Below are 23,665 nucleotides of genomic sequence, written 5' to 3' on the forward strand. Positions count from 1 at the left end.
AACTGCAAGATTGAAACTTGCATTAGTCTGCTCATTCACGATAAGGTGGGCAAGGACTTGTGCTATAATCGTATATAATACTGTCTAAAATAGTTTTACACCATATTAAGGAGGCTGTCATGCTGCAGAAGATTCGAGACATATGGAACACACCAAAGTCGTTGAAAGCCCGCCGTTATGCCACTGTATTTTATGATGTGTCGTGGAACGTTTTGCTCCTCACCATCATCTCTGTCGTCCTCATCGGTTTCTTAGGCGCCGGGATCGGGGCCGGGTATTTCGCATCACTCGTTAAAGATATGCCGGCTCCAGCCTATAAAACGATGACGTCACAAATCAATACGTACTCATCGACGTCCGATATTTATTTTGGAAGCGGTGAACGGATTGGGAACTATACGACCGATGAAGTTCGGGTACCGATCACGGTCGATAAAGTTTCACCTTTCGTCGTCGATGCCTTACTCGCCACCGAAGACGTCGAGTTTTATGAACACGACGGCGTCGTCCCGAAAGCGACGCTTCGGGCCATCCTGCAAGAAGCGACCGGTTCGGAAGAACGGACAGGTGGTTCGACACTAACCCAACAGCTCATTAAAAACCAAATGCTGACGAACGAGGTCTCATTCGAACGGAAAGCAAAAGAAATTCTGCTTGCCCTCCGTTTAGAGAAAGCGATGGACAAAGACGAGATTTTGAACGCCTACTTGAACGTCGTCTCGTTCGGCCGTAACTCGATGGGACGCAACATCTCAGGCATCGAGGCCGCCTCGCGCGGTGTCTTCAACACGTCGGCCGAGAAGCTGACGTTGCCGCAAGCCGCGTTCTTGTCCGGCATCCCGAAAAACCCGTTCCTTTACACCCCTTACTATCAAGGCGGGGTCATTAAAGAAGATGTATCACCGGCGATCAACCGGATGAAGACGGTATTGAACCGGATGTACGTTGCTGGCAAGATTACAAAAGCAGACTATGACGCCGCATATAATTACGACATCACGCAAGACTTCATGAAGACACAGTCGAAGCCGCGAGACCGGTATCCGTACGTGATTGACGTGGCCGAACGTGAAGCACTTGCGATTGTAACCGCTCATCTACTCAAGCAAGATGGAATTAACTTGAACGACCTTGAGCCGAGTGAACGGAAAGAAATCAGTTCTAGCTACGGAAAACGTGCCCATAACGCCCTTCGCCAAGGCGGGTATAAGATTCATTTGACGCTCGACAAACAAATCCATGAATCGATGCAACAACCTGCCAAAAACGCTGACAATTTTGGTCCGAACAAAAACGCCGATGGTAAGAGTTATCCGGAACAAACAGCCGGCGTCATGCTTGAAAACAAAACCGGACGTGTGCTTGGATTTGTCGGCGGTCGTTATATTAACGGCAAGACCGAAGAGTATAACCATGCGACACAGATGACACGCCAAATCGGATCGACAGCAAAGCCGATTCTCGTTTACGCGAACGCGATTGAAGCTGGCATGATTACACCTGCAACGACCATCATTGATGAAAAGTACTTCTACAAGTTTGATTACAGCGAACGGAAAGATCCTGTAAAAAATGAAAGTGCCCAATATCGTGGTCCTGTCACGGTGCGCGACGCCCTCAAACTGTCACTCAACGTTCCTGCCGTCAAGATTTACGAAGAGCGAAACCAGATGGAGTCAGATACTCAAAAACTCATTGATATGGGTATTAACGTTTCTGACACTAACCGAAAAGCATCTTCAATGGCACTCGGCGTTGGTGAAGTAAGTCCTGTAAATCTTGCTTCCGCTTACGCCATGCTCGCTAACTACGGGGAACATGTCGAACCGTATTTCGTCGATCGGGTCGAATACCAAGGGGAAACAATTTTTGAGGCCAAACCGAAAAAGACACGTATTTACGAAGACCGCACCGCTTATCTCGTCGTCGACATGTTACGTGATGTTTACACGTCCGGCACCGGAACGTACGCAAAATCATTGTTGAACGTCCCTGGCGACTGGATGGGCAAATCCGGAACGACTCAGAAGATGCGTGATTCGTATCTCGTCGGTTCGACTCCAGACGTCACGCTCGCTGTCTGGTCTGGTTACGATAACCAAACTCTCGAAATGACCGACAAGTATCCGTACGGTCCATACTATCAACGAACACAACGCATCTGGTCTCAGACTGCTAACCGCGTGTACGCTGACAAACCGGAGACGTTCACGAACGCACGATTCAGTCAACCGTCTAGTGTCAAACCGGACGACTTCAAAGACTCTGGAACGTTCTCTGAGAAGAAAAAACTTGAAGAGAAGAAAGAAGAGGAAGCGAAGAAGAAAGCTGAAGAAGCGAAACAAGAAGCCGAAGACGCAAAGAAAGAGGCGGAAGAGGCAGAACAAGAAGCTGAAGACAAGCAAGAAGCGGAAGCTGCTAAGAAAGCCGAAGACGAAGCGAAGAAAAAAGCTGATGCTGCTAAGAAAGCCAAAGCTGAAGCCAAGAAGAAAGCTGAAGATGAAGCGAAAGCAAAAGAAGAAGCCGAGAAAGAGGCGGACGCTTCATAACGCAAGCCAAACGAAAGGTCGACACATCGCGTGTCGACCTTTTTTATGCTCAATCTTCCATCGTCGATAAGTCTCCGGCCTCAAGGTTCAACTCCCATGCTTTGAGGACGCGACGCATAATTTTTCCGCTCCGCGTTTTCGGCAATTTGTCTTTGAACTCGATCTCACGCGGTGCCGCATGGGCCGCCAAACCTTCTTTGACGAATTTTTGGATTTCTGCTTTCAATTCGTCCGATGGCTCATAGCCTTTTCTGAGCGCGATGAACGCTTTGATGATCTCACCGCGGATCGGATCCGGTTTCCCGATGACTCCGGCTTCGGCGACAGCCGGATGCTCGACGAGGCGGCTCTCGACTTCGAACGGTCCGACCCGCTCTCCTGCCGTCATGATGACGTCATCCACTCGGCCTTGGAACCAGAAATAACCGTCCTCGTCCATATAGGCCGAATCACCAGATACGTACCAGTCACCCCAGAAGTAGCTCTCGTACTTCGCATCATTTTTCCAAATTTTACGCATCATCGACGGCCAAGGCGTCTTCAATGCCAAGTTGCCCATCCGATGCGGTGGTAGCGGTTGGCCACGGTCGTCTAAGATCGCCGCCTCACAGCCAGGAATCGCTTTCCCCATCGATCCCGGTTTAATGTCCATCGTCGGATAGTTACAGATCATCATCGCTCCTGTCTCCGTCATCCACCACGTGTCATGAATGCGTAGCCCGAACGATTCGTTGCCCCAGCGAATGACTTCCGGGTTGAGCGGTTCGCCGACCGATAGAATGTGGCGCAGTGATGACAAGTCGTACTTCTCGAACGCTTCCTCCCCCGCGCCCATCAACATCCGGAACGCTGTCGGCGCGCTGTACCAGACGGTGACGCCGAACCGCTCGATGACCGAGTACCAAAACTCAGGGTTGAACCGTCCGCCGACGATCACGTTCGTCGCCCCGTTCAAGAACGGCGCAAAAATTCCGTAACTCGTACCCGTCACCCAGCCCGGGTCGGCGGTGCACCAGTAAATATCGTCCGGTTGCAAATCGAGCACCCATTTCCCGGTCATCAAGTGCTGGATCATGGCGTTATGGACATGCAAGACGCCTTTCGGTTTCCCGGTCGAGCCCGACGTATAATGCAAGATCATGCCGTCTTCTCGGTCGACCCACGTAATATCGAGATCGGTCGATGCATCGTTCGCCAGTTTCCGGTAATCGATGATTTTCCCTGATTCGTCGACGTCGTCGCCAACAAGCAAAATCGTCTCAAGATGTGGCAATTGATCGACGGGTATACGCGGCAACAGCGCCTCTGTCGTCACGATGACTTTCGCTTCCGCGTCGAGCAACCGGTCGTGTACCGCCTGTTCCATGAACGCCTCAAATAGCGGTCCGACAATCGCACCGAGCTTTAACGCACCGAGTAAAATAAAATAAAGTTCTGGACTCCGTGGCATGAAGACAAAGACACGATCGCCTTTCTCCACCCCAACCGATTTCAGAACATTTCCAGCGCGATTACTTTCCTGTTTCATCTGCGCGTAAGTATACCGCTCTTCCCGATCCCCATCGAAATAGAGCAGTGCCAGTTTGTCCGCCAGCTCCCCTTCAGCGTGACGATCAATCGCCTCGTACGCCATGTTGACATTTCCAGTCAGGTTCCAAGACAATAATCCTTCTGCTTGCGTCCACTCGAACGACTGACAAGCCTCTTCATACGACGCTAATTGATGCTCCCCTGATAACGCTTTCAATTTTTCCATCGTCAAAGATTCGCCTCCCCCTATAATGAATGGTGTAACCACTTTCAGTATAGTGTTAATATTATGACAAATCAATGAATTTCCAAAAACTCCAAAACAGTGTGAACGTTGTGCAATGAAAGCGCTATAATAGAACGTGAAGAAGGTGGTGACTCCATGGAAAAACAATATCATTCAAAAGTGTGGGAAACCTCACTCGGAGCCGTAATCATCGATGGACCAATCGAGAGCGACGTGCTCGCAACGTATCGGCTTGATGAAGGCTTGACCGCGTTTCGAGAGCCAGAAGACCAACATAAGGCGCTCGTTGAAATTGCCGGGTTGAAAGAAGGACGGATCATCGTGGCGCGCGTTGACGACCTCGTCATCGGTTACGTCACGTATTTGTATCCAGACCCGTATGAACGTTGGAGTGAGGGGAATGATCCATATATTCTCGAGCTCGGCGCCATCGAGGTGAGTCCACGCTTCCGGGGACAACGGATCGGTAAACAGCTACTCGAAGTGTCGATGCTAGATCCCCATATGGATGATTTTTTAATCTTGACGACGGAATACTATTGGCACTGGGATCTAAAAGGAAGCGGTCTGTCGATTTGGGACTACCGCAAAGTGATGGAGAAAATGATGAACCACGGCGGTCTTGTCTTCTATCCGACGGACGATCCGGAAATCGCGTCCCACCCGGCCAACTGTCTGATGGCCCGCATCGGAAAAAACGTGCGGCAAGAATCGATCGATCACTTCGATTCACTCCGGCTTCGACGCCGGTTCATGTATGACTGAGGAGGGTTACGATGCTGATTGAGCAAATGATGAATCGCCACGTCGTGACGATTCAACCGACCAATACGATTGCGCACGCGGCAAAACTCATGCGCGACCATAAAGTACGCCACTTGATCGTCACCAATCCGGCCCGGCAAGTTGTCGGGATTATCGGTCAGTTCGAGATGAGCGGTGCCACAAGTGTATTTCATCCAGAGAGTGAGCGTGCCGACTTTAAAAACCCCGTCTCGAGCATTATGCGTCAAGACGTGACGACGGCCCACCCGTACGATTTTTTTGAAGACGCGGCCGCCCTGTTCTATGAATATCGTTTGACGTGCCTGCCGATCGTCGAGCAAGGGAAACTTGTCGGTGTGTTGACCGAAACCGATTTACTTCGTTATTTCGTCCAATTGACGGGCGCACTCGAACCGAGCTCACAAATCGAGATCCTTGTCGAGAATACGACCGGTGCACTTGAAAAAGTGACGCGGCTCTTAGCAAAAACGAACGTGAATATCATCAACGTCTTCGTCCATCCGACACCCGATCCATATAAGCGAATCATCTCATTCCGTGTTCAAACGATGAACCCGCTGCGCATCATCGATCGATTAAAGCGAGAAGGTTTTGACGTACTGGGTCCGGAGATGTTCCAATGAGACCCGCCTACATATTCGGGGAGAATGAGAACTCGTACCGCTTCCACGCGGATCATCCGTTCAATCCGATCCGTTTAGAGCTGACGACATCTCTTCTGGTCGATTCCGGAAAACTGTCAGCCTCTGAGTGGATCGCCTCACCGATCGCTTCAGTCGAGTCGCTCGCGCTTGTCCATGACGTTGACTACATCGAGGCCGTCCAAGCAGCTGCCGCGGGTAAACTGTCAGGGCTGAAAGCAAATAAATTCGGACTCGGGACGGAAGATACGCCCATCTTCCCAGCTATTCACGAAGGAGCTGCCCGGCTCGTCGGCGGAACGATGCATGCGCTTGAACTCGTCGCGAGCGGACAAGTCGAACGCGCTTTTCACGTCGGTGGCGGGCTCCATCACGGGATGAGACGAAAAGCGTCCGGCTTTTGCGTCTATAACGACGCCGCCGTCGCCATCGCTCACGTCCGCAAGCAATATGGGACACGGGTCCTCTACGTCGATACAGACGCTCACCACGGAGACGGTGTCCAATGGCTGTTCTATGATGACGAGGATGTGATGACGCTATCGATCCACGAGACCGGCCGCTACCTCTTCCCAGGCACAGGGGCGGTCACAGAGCGCGGCAACGGGAACGGCTACGGCTATAGTTGGAACGTCCCGATTGATGCTTTCACCCAAGACGAATCGTTCCTGCGCTGTTACGAGACCGTGCTCCGGGAAGCGTGTGAGTGGTTCAAACCAGATATCATCTTGACGCAGAACGGGGCTGATGCGCACGCGTTCGACCCGTTGACGCATCTCGCCTCGACGATTCATACGTTCGAACAAATCCCTCAAATCGCCTCTCGCCTCGCCGACGAGTACACAGAAGGACGACTCGTCGCCCTAGGCGGCGGCGGGTACGACTGGTTCCGAGCTGTCCCGCGCGCCTGGTCGCAAGTGTGGGCCGGATTGACACGCGAAGCTCCGTACGCAGGCGACATCCCCTCCGCTTGGATTGAACGGTGGCAAAAAGAGTCAGACCAGCCGTTGCCGACGACATGGGATGACCATTCGTACACGTTCGACCATATTCCGCGACGGCAACAAATCGAAGAGAAGAACTGGGAAGTGACGAAACGCGCATTTTGGCCGTTCATCTCAAACGACCGCAAGTCACTTTACTTATGAAAAACCCGATGTAAGTTGGCAATTGCCAACTCACATCGGGTTTTTTGATTCAGTCTTTTCGTAACGAGTCACGACGCTCGATCCGGTGCGGCAAGACGACGTTCTTCTCTTCGATTTCTTCAGCATTCAAGATTTTCGTCAATAATCGCATAGCGACAGCTCCGATGTCATACATCGGTTGAACGACCGTCGTCAACTTCGGACGAATCATCGTGGCGAGACGTGTATTATCGTGACCGACGACTTCAAAATCGTTCGGCACAGAATACCCAGCGTCTTGGATCGCATGGATGACGCCGAGTGCCATCTCGTCCGTACCGGCGAAGATTGCTTTCGGGCAGTCATCGCGTCCGAGCATCTTTTGCATCGCTTCGAGGCCAGACGCATACGTATAGTTCCCAAGGATGACATCGTTCTCACGGAACGGAAGTCCCGCATCCTCAAGGGCACGGCGGTAGCCAGAGAACTTCTTCTCGCCATTGATTTGTTGCTCGAGCGGCCCCGTGATGAAGCCGACTTGTTTATGGCCGTGGCCGATCAACATTTTGGTTGCGTCATAAGCAGCCTGCTCATAGTCGATATTGACCGCTGGGAGGTCATACCCTTGGTTCAACGTCGCTGCAAGAACGATCGGGACCGGTGATTTTTTGAACTCATCGACGAGGTCTTCGTGAAGACGGCCGCCCATGAAGATGATCCCATCGACTTGTTTACCGAGTAACGTGTTCAACAAATGAATTTCCTTGTCGCGGTTCGAGTCCGAGTTGCCGAGGATGATGTTGTATTTATACATCGTCGCCACGTCCTCGATTCCGCGTGCTAAATCAGCAAAGAAGATGTTTGAGATGTCTGGCACGATGACGCCGACTGTCGTCGTCTTTTTACTCGCGAGACCACGTGCGACGGCGTTCGGACGATAGCCGAGTCGATCGATTGCGTCCTGTACTTTTTTACGGGTTGTCGGCTTCACGTTCGGGTTTCCGTTGACGACACGTGAGACGGTCGCCATCGACACCCCGGCTTCGCGTGCGACGTCATAGATTGTGATATTGTTACTATTCATTAAAACTCCTCCTACAAGCAATGATTTTCAAACGATTTTCAAAAAACGTATCAAAAAAGGAAGACAGGTATCTGTCATCATTTTACCCTGTCTTCACGCTATATAAAACGTTTCCAATTGGAAAGCTTATTTTTTCACCAAATCAAGTTGAGGGAACTGAGCTGTGAGCCCATCGATGAACTGATCAAATTGATTGAAATCAAGCTGCTGCTGGGCATCAGACAAGGCGATTGCCGGATTCGGATGCACTTCGACCATGACGCCGTCGGCACCGACCGCGAGCGCCGCTTTCGCTGCCGGAAGCAACAAATCGCGTCGTCCCGTTGAATGGGTGACATCGACCATGACCGGTAAATGTGTCTCTTGTTTTAAAATCGGAACGGCCGTGATGTCGAGCGTGTTACGTGTCGCCCGCTCATACGTCCGGATGCCGCGTTCGCACAAAATGACTTGGCTATTGCCGCTCGCCATGATGTATTCCGCCGCATAAATGAATTCTTCGATCGTCGCCGCAAGACCCCGCTTCAGTAGAACTGGTTTTGACGTCTTTCCGACTTCTTTCAACAAATCGAAGTTTTGCATGTTGCGCGCCCCGACTTGAATGATATCGACGTAAGGCAGCGCTGACTCGACCGCACCCGGTGTCATGATCTCTGAGATGACACGCAAGTCGTGGCGATCGGCCGCTTGTTTCAACAGTTTGAGGCCTTCAAATCCGAGACCTTGAAAGTCGTACGGTGAAGTCCGCGGCTTATAGGCGCCGCCGCGCATGATTTTCACGCCGGACAACGCTAACTTCTCAGCCACTGCATTCACTTGCTCGAACGATTCGACCGCACATGGACCGGCAATCAATTGCGGCCGACCGTTACCGATGACTACATCTTTCAATGTGACGATCGTATCTTCTGCTTGACGCTTGCGCGACACGAGCAACGTTTTATCTCGATCTTCTCCTTGCAACTCGGCAGACGCTTTAAACATTTCTTTGAACAAATGCTGAAGGCGTGACGTCTCGAAAGGACCGGGATTCGAGGCGGCGATGAAATCTAACATTTCTCGTTCTCGAATCGGGTCATACCGCTCCACACCTTGAAGACGTTTCACTTTTCCAATTTCGACCGCGAGCGTTCCACGACGACTAATCAAGTCGAGCATCTCCCGGTTCAACTCATCCATTTCACGACGTAATCGATTCAATTGATCTTGTGGACTCATAATTTCCCTCTCATTCCTAAGCCGTTCTTTCCAGAAACTTAATTATAGCGAACTTTATTCGCTTTGTCATAGACAAATGGGCTATGACACAAAATCCACAAAAAAAGTGTCCGGATTGTCCGGACACTTGAAGCATTATTTATTGCCGTTCTTCAAGTCGTTCTTCAATTCTTTCAGCTCTTGTTTTGATTCATCGTCGAGCAAGTCTTTGACAGGCGCTTCGAAATCCGACTCATAGTTCGCCGACTCGTCGCGACTATTCTTCGGCTCTTGCTTGCTCGCATTCGACTTATTCGTGTTCGACTTGTTTGCTTTCGAGTTTGATTCGCCTTTTGGTTGGGCCGATTCTGGCTTAGCGTCTGTGTCAGCTTGTTCTGTTGCTTCGCTTGACGTTTCTTCTGCTGCTTGATCGAGCTGTTCTTTCACTTCGGCTTCCGCTTCCGCGACGAGCTGATCCGCTTTTTCCATCGCTTCTTCGATAGAGAGTTCATCTTCGTCGACTTGCTGTTTCAGTTCAGCAGCCTCGCGTGCCTTATCCTTGACGAGATTGAGGACCGGAGCAGCCTTGTCGCTCGCTACTTTGATCCATTCTCCGACGACCGGCTCAGCTTTTTCACGTACTTCTTTTGATTTGACGGTCAAACGTTCACGTGAAGTCGATGTTTTCTCATCGAGATAAGTGCGTACTTCGCGTCCACTTTTTGGCGAGGTGAGCAAGGCAACGGCTGCACCGATGATACCGCCGAGGACGACGCCGGCTAGGAATCCGCCGCTTGATTGCTGATCTTGATTCGTTTGGTCTTTTTTAACGTATGTCATAATATATCCTCCTTGGGCTTGTTATGATTTGATTGTATCGTCTGTCGCGATTAATCCTGGTGAGACCGATGGCGTGTCTTGCTTACGCTCCCGGCGGCCACGACGGCGTGACGGGCGCTCTTCTGAAGAAGTTTCTGTTTTGTTTTTCTTGAATAGCTCTACCGCGACCGAGCCCCAACGTACGGCTTGGGCAATCTGGTCTTTATTTTCGTCTGCTGCCACGTGAACCGATGAAGAAACTGTTCGTACCGACTCGGTCACTTCATTTAGCGATGTGCCGAGCTCGTCGAGGGCATGTGCCACCGGTGCGAGCAACTCTGTCTTCTCTTCTACGTTATCTACGAGACGGTTCGTCTTATGTAAGAGCGCCGTCACTTCCATTGTAATGCCATCTAACTGACGTTCTAAATTTTCTGTCGTATTCGCGACGCTGCCGAGTGTGCGATTGACGTTCGACAAGACGCGAGCCAAGAAAAATACAAGTACGACAAATGCAAGTGCTGCGATGAGCCCTGCAATGCCTCCTAAGGTGATTTCCATTCGTCCATTCCTCCTGTTCGATTATGTGGTGGTTTCATTATAGCACCATTATGACTGAAAAGATTTGTCACTACCGTTTTCGCCATCCGGTCTGATTATTCCTTTACCCGTTTTTATGTTTTCGATTACACTAAAATAGAAATAAATTAAAAAAAGTTTAAGGGGTGTTTGTATGAGAGATCCAAGAATCACACAATTGGCAGACGGGTTGATCAATTATTCAACCGAATTAAAGCCAGGCGAACGCGTTCTCATCGAGAATTTCGGCGTCGAGGAGTCGCTCGTCGAGGCACTTGTCGAAAAAGCGTACGAAGCTGGGGGGCATCCGTTCGTCTTGTTGAAAGAAAGCCGTATCTTGCGGAAGTTATACACGCAAGCAAGCAAGGAACAACTCGAATTGATGGCCGACATCGAACGCAAGCAAATGCAAGCGATGGACGCCTATATCGGTCTCCGTGCGGGTGATAACATTAACGAGCTGTCGGACGTTCCCGCCGAGCAACAAAAGCTTGTCGGCGCCACAATCGGTAAAATGCATACGGAAGATCGCGTCAAAGGGACGAAATGGGTCGTCTTGCGTTATCCATCACCGTCGATGGCCCAACTCGCCGGAAAATCGACGGAGGCGTTCGAAGACTTCTATTTCAACGTCTGCACACTCGATTACGGCAAGATGGACCGGGCTATGGACGCACTCGTCACGCTCATGGACCAAACCGACCGTGTCACGATCAAAGGACCAGGCACGGAGCTCACGTTCTCGATCAAAGACATCCCAGCCATCAAGTGCTCGGGTCAAATGAACATCCCGGACGGAGAAGTGTTCACCGCGCCGGTCAAAGATTCGATCAATGGCGTCATCACGTACAACACGCCATCGCCGTACCACGGTTTTACGTTCGAGAACGTGACGCTGACATTTAAAGACGGAAAGATCGTCGAAGCGACGGCGAACGATACCGAGCGCATCAATGAAGTGTTCGATACGGACGAAGGAGCTCGTTACGTCGGTGAATTCGCGATCGGCGTGAACCCTTACATCCAACATCCGATGAAAGATATTTTATTCGACGAGAAAATCGATGGCAGTTTCCACTTCACCCCGGGACAAGCGTATGACGATGCCTATAACGGCAACAACTCTTCCATCCATTGGGACCTCGTCAATATCCAACGCCCTGACTATGGCGGCGGCGAGATTTGGTTTGACGACGTCTTGATCCGGAAAGACGGCCGTTTCGTCGTCGACACGTTACAACCGTTGAATCCAGAAAACTTAAAATGAACGAAAAAAGGTGCGCCTCCAAATTTGGCGCACCTTTTCATTATAGTTTCGTCTTTCTGCCGAGAGCGGCAGACATCATCCAAATTTCTTTTTCGAGGCGTTCGATGTGGGAAACGAACGTATCTTCGATCGCTTCGTCCCCGTCCTCAAAGTTTTCCATCGCATCTTGCATTTCTTGACGGATTTGTTTGAAATCAGTGATCACGTCTTTGATCATCTGTTCTGTATCGGCGTGACGATCACCTTCTTGTAGTGTCGAGTGCTCTAAATACTCTTTCATCGTCGCATACGGTTCCCCGTCATTCATGAGTAAACGCTCGGCGACATCGTCATACAGCTCAGCGACCAAGTTGTAAAGCTCCTCTAATTTTTCATGGTATGTGAAGAAGTGAGGTCCGCTAATATACCAGTGGTAGTTATGAAGTTTGACGAATAGTAGGCCGTAGTTGGCCACCTCTTTGTTCAACGTATTCAATGAGCCTTGGCTTGCCATTCTTAACATCTCCTTTTTTGTGTTCAGTCGATAATACTATTTCCTTCTTTATTCGAGTTTAAACACAAAAAAAGCGAATGGCCCGGGCCATCCGCTCACAACTTACGCTTCGAGTTTGACGAAGTTCTCATACTCGCGTTGATACGTCTGAATATCTCCTGCTCCCATGAACAACAAGACCGCATCACGATGTTGACGGAGAACGCCGACATCGGTACGTTTCAAAACGTTGGCACCGTCGATCCGCGACTGAAGGTCTTCAATCGTGACCGTTCCTTCTTGTTCTCGGGCTGAGCCAAAGATATCGCACAAATAAACGGCGTCTGCTTCGGCGAGTGATGACGCGAAGTCATCCATAAACGACTTGAGACGCGTGTACGTATGCGGTTGGAAAATCGCGACGACTTCCCGTCCGGCGTACTTTTTACGTGCCGCTTCAACAGTCGCACTGATTTCGCGCGGGTGATGCGCGTAATCATCGATCAGGACTTGCCCATCGAGCGTCGATTCACTGAAACGGCGTTTAACGCCGTTGAACGTCTCGAGGCGCTCTTTCACAAGATCTTTCGATAAGTTCTCGTAGTCGCACGTCGCGATGACGGCAAGGGCGTTCAAGACGCTGTGGTTACCATATCCCGGAATGCGGAACGTCCCATAGAAATCGTCACGCAAATAGACGTCAAACGTCGTCCCGTTATCCGTCGAGTTCACGTTTTCGGCACGGAAATCGTTATGGGCACCAAACCCGTAATAGACGATCGGCACGTTCGCTTGAATCTGTTGAAGATTCTCATCGTCACCACAAGCGATAATACCTTTTTCCACTTGTTTCGCCATTTCTTGGAACGCATCAATGACATCGTCTAAGCCAGAGAAATAATCTGAATGATCAAAATCGACATTCGTCATAATCGCATAGTCTGGGCGATAGTAAAGGAAGTGACGCTTATACTCACACGCTTCAAACACGAAGTTTTTCGAGTCTTCCACGCCTTCGCCCGTACCGTCTCCGATCAAGAATGATGTCGGCTCAATCCCACGCATGACATGAGCGAGCAGACCCGTAGTAGACGTCTTTCCATGCGACCCTGTGATGGCGACACTTGTATAATGATCCGCTAGTTCACCGAGGAACTCGTAATATTTATAAATCGTCAAACCGAGCTCACGCGCGCGTAAGATTTCAGGATGATCGTCAGTGAACGCATTTCCTTGAACGACGATTTGACCTTCAGTAATATTTTCAGGATCAAACGGAAGAATTTCGATACCTTTCCGTTTCAATGCTTCTTCTGTAAAAAATGTTTTGTCAACGTCCGAACCTCGGACTTCATTGTTCATATCATTTAAAATTTGAGCTAAAGGACTCATGCCCGTTCCTTTAATTCCGACGAAGTGATAACGGTTCATCTGTAAATAGCCCCCCTAATTCATTGCGGTTTGCAGAAAAAGCGACAAACCTTTGTCATTATAGCAAAACTCATGGAGTCGTGCTATTACAGATTATTGTTTTTTTGAGCAAGGCGTCGGCTGCGATACATCGCCATCCGGTCTTGCGGAGTCATCATGACGTTTAATGGGGGGCTATCCGCTTTGTAAGACACGTTGACAGCAGGTGTCAACTCGGCTTCGTCAAGAGCGTGAAAGGGCTCGTCGGTATCGGTCTGTAATGTTTTTGCAACATCCTCGACGACAGGAGCTACTTCTTCGACCGATGTCACTTCGATTGAAACGTCCGCTGAAGCTGCCTCTTCTTTTTCTTCACGGACGACGATCTTTGACGTTTTCAAATGGGTCGAACCCATGAACACAGAGGCAAAACCGTCTTCTAAAATAGATACGTCTCCGAGTAACGGTTTCAGATCACTCGACGAGTCCGATGCGTTGTCGGCCTCCGACACAGAAGACTCATCATCGAGCACGTCAGATGTTTCCGGGGAAATAGTCGTCTCTTCTGGCTCAGAAGGCTCGGTAACAGTCTGATGTTCTGCCGAGACCGTTTCCTCTACCACGAATGGTGACTCCATCGACTCGTTCACTTCCACGACAACCTCGTCTGGAACGAAAGATTCTGTAACTTGCACAGGTTCCTCTACGACTATTTCCTCGTTAGCAGGCACTGGAGTCGATGGTTCTGAATCAATATCAGGCTCGCTTTGATTGATAGACAAATCGTCTCTCGTCTCGGGCGAATGCTCGGTCGGTAAGTTGATCTTTGGTTTCGGTCGCGCATATCCATAAATCGGAGATGGGACGTCAGACGGAATAAACTCGCCCGTTGGTTCAGGTTTTGGTGCAGGCGCACTCTTCTTCCCTTCTTGGGATAGTTCGCGCCGAATTCGCTCTGCTTGCTGTTTTAATGAACGTTCATATGCATCCATACTTGATTCCTCGCTTTTTCGCTCAATCCTCATTTAGCAAAAAATCGGTCGAGTTTAGCGACCGATTTCAAATGCTTTCCCTACTTCATATTCGTCATCTAACACTAAAATTCCTTTTTCTTGCGGCGCATCAGGAAGGTTCAACTCGCGGGCTGAACAAATCATCCCGTGCGAGCTCTCGCCACGGAGTTTAGACGGCCGGATAATGAGACCAGACGGCATGACCGCTCCTGGTTTCGCGACGACGACCTTTTGCCCGGCCGCAACGTTCGGTGCTCCACAAACGATTTGAACCGTACCTTGATCGATTTCGACTTGGCAAATCGATAATTTATCCGCATCGGGATGTTTCTCAGCCGATTCGACATAACCGACAACGAACGTCGGCGTGAAGTTAACGCCCGATAAATCCACTTCGATATTTTGCTTGCGTAAAATGACACCGAGCGTCTCAATCAATTCTGCCGTCAAGTCGACCGGCCCGTGCCAGTCACTGACATTGAAATAATTACTCGCATTAAACACGTTGTAGCCGTTCACTGATCCGTCCGCCGCTTTAACGATGGCGACATCGTCTTTTCGTTCGACGACTTGATGATGGCGATCACCTTCTTTTAACAACACCATGAGAACATCGCCAATTCCTTCGCGGTTATAAAAAGCATTAATTTGCATACATAAATACGCCCCTTCTTTCAAACTAGACACAAATAGTTTAGCAGATTATGCGTCCGTTGGTGGGTTCTTTTTTCCAACAATAAAAATTGGTTCGAGAACGCCGTCCTCATAATGAAACGCAAGAGCTGTCACCGGGATGCGTCCGTTCGTAAAAAAGTCGAACATGAGCTGTTGCATCGCGTCGTATCCTTGATCGTTTCGGATATCGGCAATGATCATCACATCTTGATGCGGGACCCCGACTAACATGTCCCCTTCGATTCGTCGATCCATGACCCGTAAAAATTCGTCATTGAGGATACGGGACGCCTCGTATCCGTCGCGGGCAGACAGGAAATAGAATTTGTTGCCGGCGACATCGTCTTCTTTTAAGTCGGTCGGTAACTTTTTCACGTTATCCCGCGCCACTTGATCGACTCGCTCTTTCGTCATCGTCGCATTCAAATGCCGCTCTTCAATCAAACGATACCCGTGGCCAAGGTCGAGGGCATAGTAGATGGCCGTCTCCGCCGTATGCGGTGTCGTGAGGAGCGCTTGTCCGGTTTTTGTTTCTGTCGAGAACGAACCGGCCCGAATGACCGGGAAAATTTGGGCTTCGTTGCCGACTAATTCAATCTCTTGGTCGGCTGTAAGGGCCGTCTTTATATAGTCGACGACTTCTTCAACCGCAACATTGCCGCGAACTTTTGCTTTGGCAACAAGTGGGGCCAATCGAATGTTGACGCCGAACCGGTCAGCTGCCCGTTCGATTCGTAACACTTCATTTTCTCTGTCATAAGACGTCCGATACCCGTCAGTGAATTGACGTTCGATCGCTCGCCGCAGTTCATTCCGTTCCATCTAGATCACCCTAACTCGCTAAGAAATGCTTCGACTTGCTCCGGCGTTTTACGTTCGCGTCCGACATAGCGGTCCACTTCTTGTCCACTGTTGAAGGCGACAAAACTCGGAATTCCGAAAATATCGAGTTCTTGTGCGAGCTCCATCCAGTCGTCACGGTCGACGTAATAGAACGTCCACTCGTTGAACTTTGATTCTAGTTCGGGCATGAACGGATCGAGGAAGCGGCAATCGCCACACCATGTCGCCGAGAACATAAACACAGTCTTTCCTTGCTTCGCTTCCGTATATTCAGTCATCGTTGTCAGTCGTTTCATCTTCATCACTCCTGTTCTATTTTCCTCGTTAATGATAGCATAAGTCCGTTCTCACAATCCGCTCTCGTGTTTTGCTATAATCAAGGGCGAAGACTATTTGAAAAAGGTGACGATATGACAAAATGGACGCGTGAACAATTAAATCCGGATATGAAACACCCACTCGAACAGCTCGTCGGCGCCGTCGGAATGCTCTCCATTCTCCGCTACGGGTACTTGTTCATCGATACAGATAAGACACGAAGTCAGATTCTCGTTTGGCTCATCGTTGGATTCGCCATCATTTACATCGTAGAACGTGGGTTGAAACGCCTCGTCCGCTACTTGCCGATTGTCAGGAAACGTTTTTTACTTCCCATCTACGCGTTGATACTCACGCTGTTCTTCGTCAGCTTTAGAATCCCGCGCGAAACCGTCGAGACCGTCCGTAACTTCTTCGGCTGGTGATCTGCTCGGCGTCATATGAATAAGCGTCTCGCAACTTGGCGAGACGCTTATTTTTTGTGTGTCGGTTCAATATTCGATTTTCATATCATTCGGCTGAATCCGGTTCATCCGGGTCAATACTTGATATACCGCATAGCTGAGTATGGCCGGACCGACTATCAAGAAACCGAAGACGACGATCAACGTATGCCAACTGAAGCCCATCGTTTCGAGCATGACGATCGGACCGACGAGCCCGCTCGTCCCCATCCCGGCCCCTGCCGCGACACTCTCTAATTCAAACAGCAAGATGGCGATCGGGGCGAGCACCGCACCGGCAACCGTCGGGGGCAGTAGGATCCATGGATTTTTGACGATATTCCCGACTTGAAGCATCGATGTGCCGATCCCTTGGGCAACCGCTCCACCGATACCGTTGTCCCGGTAACTCGTGACCGCGAACCCGACCATTTGGGCCGCACAACCGACCGTCGCCGCACCGGCGGCGATTCCGCTAAGCCCGAGCATGAGCGCGATGGCCGCGCTTGAAATCGGGGCCGTCAACGCGAGACCCATGAGCGTCGCGACGATGACGCCCATAATGAGCGGTTGTTGTTCAGTCCCCCACTCGATCCACGTGCCGAGTTGGGTCATGAACAGACCGACATATTTCCCGATATACGTCGCACTCAAGTAACCAATCGCGATCGTCGTGAATGGCGTCACTAAAATATCAAGCTTCGTTGACTTCGAGACGAGCTTGGCCAGTTCGACCGAAAGAAGCGTCGCGACATAACTACCCGCCGGCCCGAACTCATAGCCGAACGTCCCGACGACGAGCGCTGAAAACAAGATGAGCGGCGGAGCCTGGAGCGCATAGGCGATCGCAATCCCGATGGCCGGTCCCGTCAAACTGATGGCGACGTCTCCGATTTGTTGGAGTGTATCGCCGAGACCGCTAACGCTCGTACCGAGCAGTTGTCCGCCAATCGTCTTCATGATCAACCCGATAATGAGTGTACTGAATAATCCGAGTGCCATATAGCTGAGCGCCGTCACGAAGTAGAGTGACGGGCTGAGCGTGATCCCTTTCTTCTTGAGCATGGGATTCACCCCTCTTTCTATTGTCTTGTCAGCCGTAAAGTTTATGTCTTCACACTTTTCTCAGTATAATCTTTTTCCGGTAAATATCAACAGGAAAAAACGCCACTCAGTTAAAGTGGCGTCGTTCATTAACGGGATGCGCGGAGCGTTTCCATCGTCGAACGGTCTAACCGTTTGACGAGCGCTTTTAGAAGCGCTTTGGCCGCATCGTAGTCATCCGTGTGCAAAATCGAGGCGTGCGTATGAATGTAACGGGCTGCGACGCCGATGACGGCGGTCGGCACACCTTGCCCACTCATATGAATACGACCTGCGTCCGTCCCACCTGGTGACACGAAGTATTGTGTCTTAATGTTTTCATCTGACGCTGTATCGAGCAAGAAGTCACGCATTTCCGGAGACATGACCATGACGCGGTCAAGGATCCGGATGAGCGCGCCTTCGCCGAGCTGACCGAATTCCGTCTTATTGCCGGAAGCATCATTGGCTGGCGACGCATCGAGCACGAGCGCGACGTCCGGCTGAATCATCTCGGCAGCCGTCTGGGCTCCGCGCAGGCCGACTTCTTCTTGGACAGTCGCACCCGAGAACAAAATGTTCGGATGATCTGCTTTGGTCGTCTCTTCGAGCAACTCGACGGCGAGACCGACGCCGTAGCGGTTGTCCCATGCTTTGGCCATAATTTTTTTCGGATGGTGGAGCGGAGTGAATTCACTCGTCGGCACGGCAGGAAGTCCTGGCCGGACGCCCCATGACTCCGCCTCTTCTTTTGAGTCGGCTCCGATATCGATGAACATCTGCTTGATTTCCATCGGCTTGTTCTGCGCCTCAGGCCCAAGTAAATGCGGAGGCGTCGAGGCGACAACACCCGGGATTTTCCCGTTCGATGTTACGATGTCGAACCGTTGTGCCATCAGTACTTGGCTCCACCAGCCGCCGAGCGGTTGTATGTACAGCATGCCGTTCTCTGTGATCCGTGTGACCATGAACGCGACTTCATCCATATGACCGGCGACCATGATGCGTGGTCCCGACTCGTCCCCGACTCGTTTCCCGAAGATTGAACCGATTCCGTCCATCATCACATCATCGACGTGCGGAGTGATCCGGTCACGGACAAATTGACGAACTTCTGATTCGAAGCCGGGCGCTCCTGGCAATTCCGTCAACGTCTTAAATAATTCTCTCGTTTTTTGTTCCATTTTATTTCATCCTTTCACTCGTTCTGGTCTCATTATATACAGAATATTTCGATGGAAGCGAATGCTTTTCATTCCAATGGGGTACAGGTTTTGGTACGATGTACATGATAGCCATAGTTCAAGGGGAGGTAGTCATATGAAGAAAAGGTATTGGTTAGTTGGAATCGGGGTTGCCGTCGTTGCCGCACTTATGACGAAAAAAGTGTTAGATGAACGAAGCTTATCGGCTGAAGATGCGCTCGAGTACACGAAACGGGCGTTTTCAGCGAAAGGTCACGTCCAAGGCGCATGGATCTCGGCATCACCGGAGATCTATACTTATGACGGTCGTGAGTATGATGTTTACAAAGGCGGGATTTCGGTCCTCGAGAGCGACGAAGAAACGACGTACCAATTCACGGTCGATTCAGAGACTGGCGCTTTACTTGAATATGTATGAGACAAGGTCGGCGAAACAATTCGCCGACCTTTTTTGTTTAGTCCGTTCGAAAGAGTGGAAAATTGAAAATGGTAGTTTTCAAACTTAAAAAGGAGTGATCCCACGTGAAAAAACTGATTGGTGAAGCAAGTGAACTTGTGTCGCAAATGGTCGAAGGGATGGTACACGCCCATCCTGAACTGTACGGTCGCGTCGAAGGGGTAAACGTCATCTGCAGAGCGGACGGCGCCAAATCCGGAAAAGTCGGACTCGTCTCAGGTGGCGGAAGCGGGCATGAACCTGCACACGCCGGTTACGTTGGCGATGGGATGCTCGACGCCGCTGTTTGTGGTGAAGTGTTCACGTCCCCGACCCCAGACATGGTACTCGAAGGCATCAAAGCGGCGGACGGCGGCAACGGTGTGTTGCTCGTTGTCAAAAACTATTCCGGTGATGTCATGAACTTCGAACTGGCCGGCGAACTTGCCGACGCCGAAGGGATCAAAGTCGATCACGTCGTCGTCGCTGATGACGTCGCGATTTCAAATAAAGAAGACCGCCGTGGCGTAGCAGGCACGGTGTTCGTGCATAAGATTGCCGGAGCCGCAGCAGCGAGCGGGAAGTCATTGGAAGAAGTGAAAGCGCTCGCTAAAAAAGTCGCAGCTCACGTCCGCTCGATGGGAATGGCGGTCGAGCCGTGCTACATGCCAGTGAGCGGTAAACCTGGCTTTGACTTGAACGAGGAAGAGATGGAAATCGGGATCGGGATTCACGGCGAGCGCGGTGTCGAACGGAAACCGACGACCGACGTCGATTCGATTGTCGACGACCTGCTCGAACATCTGACAAAAGAAGTCGAGCCTGGAGAAGTCGCCGTCATGGTCAACGGTATGGGGGGGACACCGCTCTCTGAGCTTTACGTGACGTACCACTTCGTTGCCAAAAAATTAGAAGCGGCTGGTTACACGTTAAAACGTAAATACGTTGGTAACTATATGACATCTCTCGAGATGCATGGTTTCTCCATCACCCTGTTACCGCTCGACGATGAATTGACAAGCTATCTTGACGCGCCATCAGCGGCGCTCGGTTTCAAAATCTAACAAACGAGGTGTTTAATCGATGTTGACGATTGAAGGGTTCAAACAAGCGCTCCGACATGCCCAATCTGAGATTGAAGCGAATAAAGATACACTGACAGACCTAGACCGGGCGATCGGGGACGGTGACCACGGTATCAATATGTCACGTGGCTTTGATGCGGTCGTTGCGATCCTCGACGATGAGTACGCTTCTCTCGGTGAGTTGAGTAAAAAAGTCGGGATGACGCTCATGTCAAAAGTCGGCGGTGCGGCCGGCCCACTCTATGGCTCGGCATTCGTCAAGGCAGCACCGAAATTTGGTGACGCGACCGAGGCCGACTTCGCGCTCGTGAAAGAAGCGCTAGAGGAAGGGACGGCTGCGATCAAAGCCCGAGGCAAGTCCACCGCCGGGCAAAAGACGATGGTCGACGTCTGGGAGCCATTTTTAGACGGTTTGAGCGAGTCAGATAACTTTACCTCAAAGTTGGATCATCTCGTCAATGAGACGGAAAGGATGGTGGCGACGAAAGGCCGCGCCTCGTACTTCGGAGAGAACTCTCGCGGTACAATTGACCCTGGCGCGTTGTCCAGTTCAATCGTCTTGAAAGCGATTATGAAGGAGGTCGGTTAACATCGTAGAGCTCATCATCGTTTCGCATAGCGCTAAAATTGGTGAAGGGATTCAAGATTTGATGAAAGAGATGGCTCCAGCCGTTCCGATTCATCTTGCGAGCGGACTAGAAGACGGCAGTATTGGAACCGATGTGACCCGTATCCTCGAGGCCATCGAAACCGTCGACAAAGAGGCACTCATCCTGTCCGATATCGGATCGGCGACGATGAACGCTGAGCTTGCTATCGATATGTATGAAGGCGATAAGAAAATCAAGTTCTATGACGGCCCGATCGTCGAGAGCGCGTTCGTCGCAGCCGTCTCTTCAGGAAACGGCATGGGTCTTGATCAAATTATGGAACAGTTGAAAATGGCGTAAAAAAAGAGCCAATTCGCGAAAAGCGAATTGGTTCGTCTTTTTTTATGTTCGATGACCTTGAGGCGCTCTACCCGGCACAAGATTGAAAAAATGGTATGTATACGGTCTCTCCAGGCCAGTGAACTGGCCAGCTTCTTCATGTTTTATGCGGTGGCTGCCATAAGGTTGGCGCGATGGACGATGGAGAAGTCGACATGGCGGTCAATCTTACGGACGAGGTGGTTTTTCGGGACCAACTGGTCTAACAAGGCGTCGGTGCGGATCGGTTCATGATGATTCCCTTCCTGTTCGGAGGCGGTGGCGGTCCATACATACCGTTTTCCGTTTTCATCGGTTCTAAGAACATATCCAGGGCTTTTTTCTTCGGCCATCGAGGCCTCAGAAAAAGACAAACGGCCGCCAGATGGCGACCGTTTGCGTTGCTCGTCCGACGGCGCCCCGACTCCTGCAGGAAAGCAATCCAACGGAGACCCAGCAGCGACGCGAGTCGCGATGCGGCTCCGGGATTGCCTGCGGAAAGCGTGGGCGCCGGAAGGACGAGCGATTCTATTGATGTTAGTCAACAAGCTGAAGAGCCTCTCGGCTCTTTTTTAACGTGGATTATCGTTTTTCTCATAAATCGGATTCATGTAATCTGTTGTCGAGTAGAAGCGTGGTACGACGAAGAAAAGAATGAGCGCCGGAACCGCGATTAAGAGCAACATGATCAGGACCGGCAACCAGTAGATGATCTGTTGACCGAGCATGTCGATGTTCGCGTCCGAAAACTCGGTCGCGCCTTCGACTTCGACAAGGTCAGCCGTCGTCAGAATCTTGTTGTCCGTCGCATCGTAATAATGGAACTCCGTCTTACGTGTGATGAAGATGCCGTCACGTACCGTATCGAGTTCGACGACCGCTGCGATGACTTCGTTGCCGTTCGAGTGCGTGAGCGTCTCTTCTTTGACGATCTTAGCCGTTCCTTCTTTATAGTCGTAATGCGTCGCTTTCAAATCCTCTTCGAGTGCGTCTAAGAACGCCTCGTTTGCCGAGGTATTGAGTGGTGCGATTGTTAGAATGAAGATTACTGCAAGCAGGCTTGCCCATGCTTTTTTCAACATCCCCATATTCCCCCTTCTCTAATTCCAATTTAGCGTCATTCCTATTGTACCAAGAAGAAAGAAAAAAGTGTGAAGAAAATGCTATCAAAATAAGAAAAAAGCGTGTCAAGTTTTCGGTCGGAACGCTGCTTCCATCCGGTAGATCGGCTGACCCATGGCGCTGAAGCGCTCTTCGTACTCGGTACGAACGTTGTCACCCGGTTCATTCACGTGCAAATCGAGTGAAATATCCGTGAAGTACATGCCGTATTGGCTCATGCTCTCGAGCGAATATTCGAACAGCCCCCGGTTGTCCGTCTTAAAGTGGATTTCGCCCCCACGAGGCAGAATCGCTTCGTATGTGGCCAAAAACGTCTTATACGTCAAGCGGCGCTTCGCATGTCTCGTCTTTGGCCAAGGGTCCGAGAAGTTCAAGTAAACGCGGTCGACTTCCCCTGCTTCGAAGTAATCGACGAGTTGCTTCGCATCGACGGTCAAGACGCGTACGTTTGGCATCGGCGTTTCGACGAGTTTTTGGACGATCGAGACGGCAACGCTCTCGAATAGCTCGATGGCGATGAAGTTGGCGTCCGGGAACTGTTGGGCCATCCCAAGAACGAATTGCCCTTTCCCAGAACCGACCTCGATAAAGAGTGGATTGTCGTTACCGAATTCGGTTTTCCAACCTCCTTTCAACTGTTCGGGATTCGTGATAAATACATGTTCTTGGGCCTGCATGTAATCTTTAGCCCAAGGTTTATGGCGTAAGCGCATTGAAATCCTACCTTTCGTTCATGAAATGTTCAAGTTTCTGCTGACTGAGCCGC

At 50.6% G+C, this 23,665-nt stretch carries 26 protein-coding genes; 10 read left to right on the forward strand and 16 right to left on the reverse strand.

Annotated elements, in window-relative coordinates:
• The first annotated feature begins 119 nt into the window (after positions 1-119).
• On the forward strand, positions 120-2,549 hold the full coding sequence (locus tag EVJ28_RS02300; protein WP_131487917.1) for a transglycosylase domain-containing protein: 2,430 nt from the start codon (positions 120-122) through the stop codon (positions 2,547-2,549).
• 49 nt (positions 2,550-2,598) lie between these two features.
• Here EVJ28_RS02300 and acsA read toward each other — a convergent pair whose 3' ends face one another.
• A complete protein-coding gene (gene acsA, locus EVJ28_RS02305; RefSeq protein ID WP_131456086.1) occupies positions 2,599-4,305 on the reverse strand; it encodes an acetate--CoA ligase in 1,707 nt (568 codons plus the stop codon).
• 156 nt (positions 4,306-4,461) lie between these two features.
• On the opposite strand from acsA, the gene EVJ28_RS02310 reads away from it, so the two are divergent.
• The 3 genes from EVJ28_RS02310 to EVJ28_RS02320 are packed head-to-tail and all read left to right on the forward strand — an operon-like array spanning position 4,462 to position 6,901.
• The gene (locus tag EVJ28_RS02310; RefSeq protein WP_071397839.1) at positions 4,462-5,091 is read left to right on the forward strand and encodes a GNAT family N-acetyltransferase; all 630 of its coding nucleotides are present in this window, start codon (positions 4,462-4,464) and stop codon (positions 5,089-5,091) included.
• 11 nt (positions 5,092-5,102) lie between these two features.
• Positions 5,103-5,735 (forward strand): acetoin utilization AcuB family protein, encoded by a 633-nt coding sequence (locus EVJ28_RS02315; protein WP_016508472.1) that lies wholly within the window; start codon positions 5,103-5,105, stop codon positions 5,733-5,735.
• On the forward strand, positions 5,732-6,901 hold the full coding sequence (locus tag EVJ28_RS02320; protein WP_070329480.1) for an acetoin utilization protein AcuC: 1,170 nt from the start codon (positions 5,732-5,734) through the stop codon (positions 6,899-6,901). The genes EVJ28_RS02315 and EVJ28_RS02320 overlap by 4 nt, the downstream gene beginning before the upstream one ends.
• A gap of 49 nt (positions 6,902-6,950) precedes the next feature.
• Here EVJ28_RS02320 and ccpA read toward each other — a convergent pair whose 3' ends face one another.
• From ccpA to EVJ28_RS02340, 4 genes are all read right to left on the reverse strand, one after another.
• Entirely contained in the window at positions 6,951-7,964 is a 1,014-nt protein-coding gene (gene ccpA, locus EVJ28_RS02325) for a catabolite control protein A (protein ID WP_131456040.1), read from the reverse strand.
• Between the two features lie 126 nt (positions 7,965-8,090).
• Positions 8,091-9,182: a bifunctional 3-deoxy-7-phosphoheptulonate synthase/chorismate mutase gene (locus tag EVJ28_RS02330; protein ID WP_131456038.1), complete on the reverse strand. Its 1,092-nt coding sequence runs from the start codon at positions 9,180-9,182 to the stop codon at positions 8,091-8,093.
• A gap of 135 nt (positions 9,183-9,317) precedes the next feature.
• Complete coding sequence (locus tag EVJ28_RS02335; protein WP_131456036.1) at positions 9,318-10,001, reverse strand: YtxH domain-containing protein; 684 nt, start codon at positions 9,999-10,001, stop codon at positions 9,318-9,320.
• Positions 10,002-10,022: 21 nt separating this feature from the next.
• Positions 10,023-10,541: a DUF948 domain-containing protein gene (locus EVJ28_RS02340; RefSeq protein WP_070329435.1), complete on the reverse strand. Its 519-nt coding sequence runs from the start codon at positions 10,539-10,541 to the stop codon at positions 10,023-10,025.
• 172 nt (positions 10,542-10,713) lie between these two features.
• On the opposite strand from EVJ28_RS02340, the gene EVJ28_RS02345 reads away from it, so the two are divergent.
• Positions 10,714-11,826, forward strand: a complete 1,113-nt coding sequence (locus EVJ28_RS02345) for an aminopeptidase (RefSeq protein WP_071397843.1) — start codon at positions 10,714-10,716, stop codon at positions 11,824-11,826.
• Between the two features lie 40 nt (positions 11,827-11,866).
• Here EVJ28_RS02345 and EVJ28_RS02350 read toward each other — a convergent pair whose 3' ends face one another.
• The 6 genes from EVJ28_RS02350 to EVJ28_RS02375 form a co-directional block, all read right to left on the reverse strand.
• A complete protein-coding gene (locus EVJ28_RS02350; RefSeq protein WP_070329433.1) occupies positions 11,867-12,319 on the reverse strand; it encodes a Dps family protein in 453 nt (150 codons plus the stop codon).
• A 102-nt stretch (positions 12,320-12,421) separates the two neighbouring features.
• On the reverse strand, positions 12,422-13,729 hold the full coding sequence (murC, locus tag EVJ28_RS02355) for a UDP-N-acetylmuramate--L-alanine ligase (RefSeq protein WP_131456034.1): 1,308 nt from the start codon (positions 13,727-13,729) through the stop codon (positions 12,422-12,424).
• 86 nt (positions 13,730-13,815) lie between these two features.
• Positions 13,816-14,700: a hypothetical protein gene (locus tag EVJ28_RS02360; protein WP_131456032.1), complete on the reverse strand. Its 885-nt coding sequence runs from the start codon at positions 14,698-14,700 to the stop codon at positions 13,816-13,818.
• Between the two features lie 54 nt (positions 14,701-14,754).
• Entirely contained in the window at positions 14,755-15,375 is a 621-nt protein-coding gene (gene ytpR, locus EVJ28_RS02365; protein WP_131456030.1) for a YtpR family tRNA-binding protein, read from the reverse strand.
• A gap of 48 nt (positions 15,376-15,423) precedes the next feature.
• Positions 15,424-16,218 carry a DUF1444 family protein gene (locus tag EVJ28_RS02370; RefSeq protein ID WP_131456028.1) on the reverse strand — a complete coding sequence of 265 codons (795 nt, stop codon included), beginning with the start codon at positions 16,216-16,218 and terminating at the stop codon, positions 15,424-15,426.
• 5 nt (positions 16,219-16,223) lie between these two features.
• Positions 16,224-16,535: a thioredoxin family protein gene (locus tag EVJ28_RS02375; RefSeq protein ID WP_131456026.1), complete on the reverse strand. Its 312-nt coding sequence runs from the start codon at positions 16,533-16,535 to the stop codon at positions 16,224-16,226.
• A 114-nt stretch (positions 16,536-16,649) separates the two neighbouring features.
• Here EVJ28_RS02375 and EVJ28_RS02380 point away from each other — a divergent pair, with 114 nt between their 5' ends.
• Positions 16,650-16,982 carry an MLKL N-termimal domain-containing protein gene (locus tag EVJ28_RS02380; protein WP_016508496.1) on the forward strand — a complete coding sequence of 111 codons (333 nt, stop codon included), beginning with the start codon at positions 16,650-16,652 and terminating at the stop codon, positions 16,980-16,982.
• A gap of 66 nt (positions 16,983-17,048) precedes the next feature.
• Here the strand turns inward: EVJ28_RS02380 and EVJ28_RS02385 are convergent, their stop codons facing one another.
• Together EVJ28_RS02385 and EVJ28_RS02390 are read right to left on the reverse strand one after the other, a co-directional pair.
• Positions 17,049-18,065, reverse strand: a complete 1,017-nt coding sequence (locus EVJ28_RS02385; RefSeq protein ID WP_131456024.1) for a PTS sugar transporter subunit IIC — start codon at positions 18,063-18,065, stop codon at positions 17,049-17,051.
• 128 nt (positions 18,066-18,193) lie between these two features.
• On the reverse strand, positions 18,194-19,267 hold the full coding sequence (locus tag EVJ28_RS02390; protein WP_131456022.1) for a M42 family metallopeptidase: 1,074 nt from the start codon (positions 19,265-19,267) through the stop codon (positions 18,194-18,196).
• Between the two features lie 136 nt (positions 19,268-19,403).
• Here EVJ28_RS02390 and EVJ28_RS02395 point away from each other — a divergent pair, with 136 nt between their 5' ends.
• The 4 genes from EVJ28_RS02395 to dhaM all read left to right on the forward strand — a co-directional run bounded on the left by EVJ28_RS02395 (position 19,404) and on the right by dhaM (position 21,759).
• Positions 19,404-19,706, forward strand: coding sequence for a PepSY domain-containing protein (locus EVJ28_RS02395; protein ID WP_131456020.1), 303 nt, complete (start codon positions 19,404-19,406; stop codon positions 19,704-19,706).
• Between the two features lie 104 nt (positions 19,707-19,810).
• Positions 19,811-20,788 (forward strand): dihydroxyacetone kinase subunit DhaK, encoded by a 978-nt coding sequence (gene dhaK / locus EVJ28_RS02400; RefSeq protein ID WP_131456018.1) that lies wholly within the window; start codon positions 19,811-19,813, stop codon positions 20,786-20,788.
• Positions 20,789-20,807: 19 nt separating this feature from the next.
• Positions 20,808-21,398 (forward strand): dihydroxyacetone kinase subunit DhaL, encoded by a 591-nt coding sequence (gene dhaL, locus EVJ28_RS02405; RefSeq protein WP_131456017.1) that lies wholly within the window; start codon positions 20,808-20,810, stop codon positions 21,396-21,398.
• A 16-nt stretch (positions 21,399-21,414) separates the two neighbouring features.
• On the forward strand, positions 21,415-21,759 hold the full coding sequence (gene dhaM, locus EVJ28_RS02410; protein WP_330849175.1) for a dihydroxyacetone kinase phosphoryl donor subunit DhaM: 345 nt from the start codon (positions 21,415-21,417) through the stop codon (positions 21,757-21,759).
• Positions 21,760-21,902: 143 nt separating this feature from the next.
• Here the strand turns inward: dhaM and EVJ28_RS14075 are convergent, their stop codons facing one another.
• The 3 genes from EVJ28_RS14075 to trmB form a co-directional block, all read right to left on the reverse strand.
• The gene (locus EVJ28_RS14075; RefSeq protein ID WP_161566944.1) at positions 21,903-22,223 is read right to left on the reverse strand and encodes a hypothetical protein; all 321 of its coding nucleotides are present in this window, start codon (positions 22,221-22,223) and stop codon (positions 21,903-21,905) included.
• A 126-nt stretch (positions 22,224-22,349) separates the two neighbouring features.
• Positions 22,350-22,859 (reverse strand): hypothetical protein, encoded by a 510-nt coding sequence (locus tag EVJ28_RS02420; RefSeq protein ID WP_236633357.1) that lies wholly within the window; start codon positions 22,857-22,859, stop codon positions 22,350-22,352.
• 105 nt (positions 22,860-22,964) lie between these two features.
• A complete protein-coding gene (gene trmB, locus EVJ28_RS02425; protein WP_131456011.1) occupies positions 22,965-23,612 on the reverse strand; it encodes a tRNA (guanosine(46)-N7)-methyltransferase TrmB in 648 nt (215 codons plus the stop codon).
• Between the last annotated feature and the right edge of the window lie 53 nt (positions 23,613-23,665).

This window comes from Exiguobacterium sp. SH3S3 (genome assembly GCF_004337115.1).
Classification (GTDB): domain Bacteria; phylum Bacillota; class Bacilli; order Exiguobacteriales; family Exiguobacteriaceae; genus Exiguobacterium; species Exiguobacterium aurantiacum_A.

What these genes read in the sequence shown, in the direction of transcription:
- EVJ28_RS02300 (WP_131487917.1), top strand. Translation starts at nt 120, where the DNA reads ATGCTGCAGAAGATTCGAGACATATGGAACACACCAAAGTCGTTGAAA.
- acsA (WP_131456086.1), bottom strand. Translation starts at nt 4,305, where the DNA reads ATGGAAAAATTGAAAGCGTTATCAGGGGAGCATCAATTAGCGTCGTAT.
- EVJ28_RS02310 (WP_071397839.1), top strand. Translation starts at nt 4,462, where the DNA reads ATGGAAAAACAATATCATTCAAAAGTGTGGGAAACCTCACTCGGAGCC.
- EVJ28_RS02315 (WP_016508472.1), top strand. Translation starts at nt 5,103, where the DNA reads ATGCTGATTGAGCAAATGATGAATCGCCACGTCGTGACGATTCAACCG.
- EVJ28_RS02320 (WP_070329480.1), top strand. Translation starts at nt 5,732, where the DNA reads ATGAGACCCGCCTACATATTCGGGGAGAATGAGAACTCGTACCGCTTC.
- ccpA (WP_131456040.1), bottom strand. Translation starts at nt 7,964, where the DNA reads ATGAATAGTAACAATATCACAATCTATGACGTCGCACGCGAAGCCGGG.
- EVJ28_RS02330 (WP_131456038.1), bottom strand. Translation starts at nt 9,182, where the DNA reads ATGAGTCCACAAGATCAATTGAATCGATTACGTCGTGAAATGGATGAG.
- EVJ28_RS02335 (WP_131456036.1), bottom strand. Translation starts at nt 10,001, where the DNA reads ATGACATACGTTAAAAAAGACCAAACGAATCAAGATCAGCAATCAAGC.
- EVJ28_RS02340 (WP_070329435.1), bottom strand. Translation starts at nt 10,541, where the DNA reads ATGGAAATCACCTTAGGAGGCATTGCAGGGCTCATCGCAGCACTTGCA.
- EVJ28_RS02345 (WP_071397843.1), top strand. Translation starts at nt 10,714, where the DNA reads ATGAGAGATCCAAGAATCACACAATTGGCAGACGGGTTGATCAATTAT.
- EVJ28_RS02350 (WP_070329433.1), bottom strand. Translation starts at nt 12,319, where the DNA reads ATGGCAAGCCAAGGCTCATTGAATACGTTGAACAAAGAGGTGGCCAAC.
- murC (WP_131456034.1), bottom strand. Translation starts at nt 13,729, where the DNA reads ATGAACCGTTATCACTTCGTCGGAATTAAAGGAACGGGCATGAGTCCT.
- EVJ28_RS02360 (WP_131456032.1), bottom strand. Translation starts at nt 14,700, where the DNA reads ATGGATGCATATGAACGTTCATTAAAACAGCAAGCAGAGCGAATTCGG.
- ytpR (WP_131456030.1), bottom strand. Translation starts at nt 15,375, where the DNA reads ATGCAAATTAATGCTTTTTATAACCGCGAAGGAATTGGCGATGTTCTC.
- EVJ28_RS02370 (WP_131456028.1), bottom strand. Translation starts at nt 16,218, where the DNA reads ATGGAACGGAATGAACTGCGGCGAGCGATCGAACGTCAATTCACTGAC.
- EVJ28_RS02375 (WP_131456026.1), bottom strand. Translation starts at nt 16,535, where the DNA reads ATGAAACGACTGACAACGATGACTGAATATACGGAAGCGAAGCAAGGA.
- EVJ28_RS02380 (WP_016508496.1), top strand. Translation starts at nt 16,650, where the DNA reads ATGACAAAATGGACGCGTGAACAATTAAATCCGGATATGAAACACCCA.
- EVJ28_RS02385 (WP_131456024.1), bottom strand. Translation starts at nt 18,065, where the DNA reads ATGCTCAAGAAGAAAGGGATCACGCTCAGCCCGTCACTCTACTTCGTG.
- EVJ28_RS02390 (WP_131456022.1), bottom strand. Translation starts at nt 19,267, where the DNA reads ATGGAACAAAAAACGAGAGAATTATTTAAGACGTTGACGGAATTGCCA.
- EVJ28_RS02395 (WP_131456020.1), top strand. Translation starts at nt 19,404, where the DNA reads ATGAAGAAAAGGTATTGGTTAGTTGGAATCGGGGTTGCCGTCGTTGCC.
- dhaL (WP_131456017.1), top strand. Translation starts at nt 20,808, where the DNA reads ATGTTGACGATTGAAGGGTTCAAACAAGCGCTCCGACATGCCCAATCT.
- EVJ28_RS02420 (WP_236633357.1), bottom strand. Translation starts at nt 22,859, where the DNA reads ATGTTGAAAAAAGCATGGGCAAGCCTGCTTGCAGTAATCTTCATTCTA.
- trmB (WP_131456011.1), bottom strand. Translation starts at nt 23,612, where the DNA reads ATGCGCTTACGCCATAAACCTTGGGCTAAAGATTACATGCAGGCCCAA.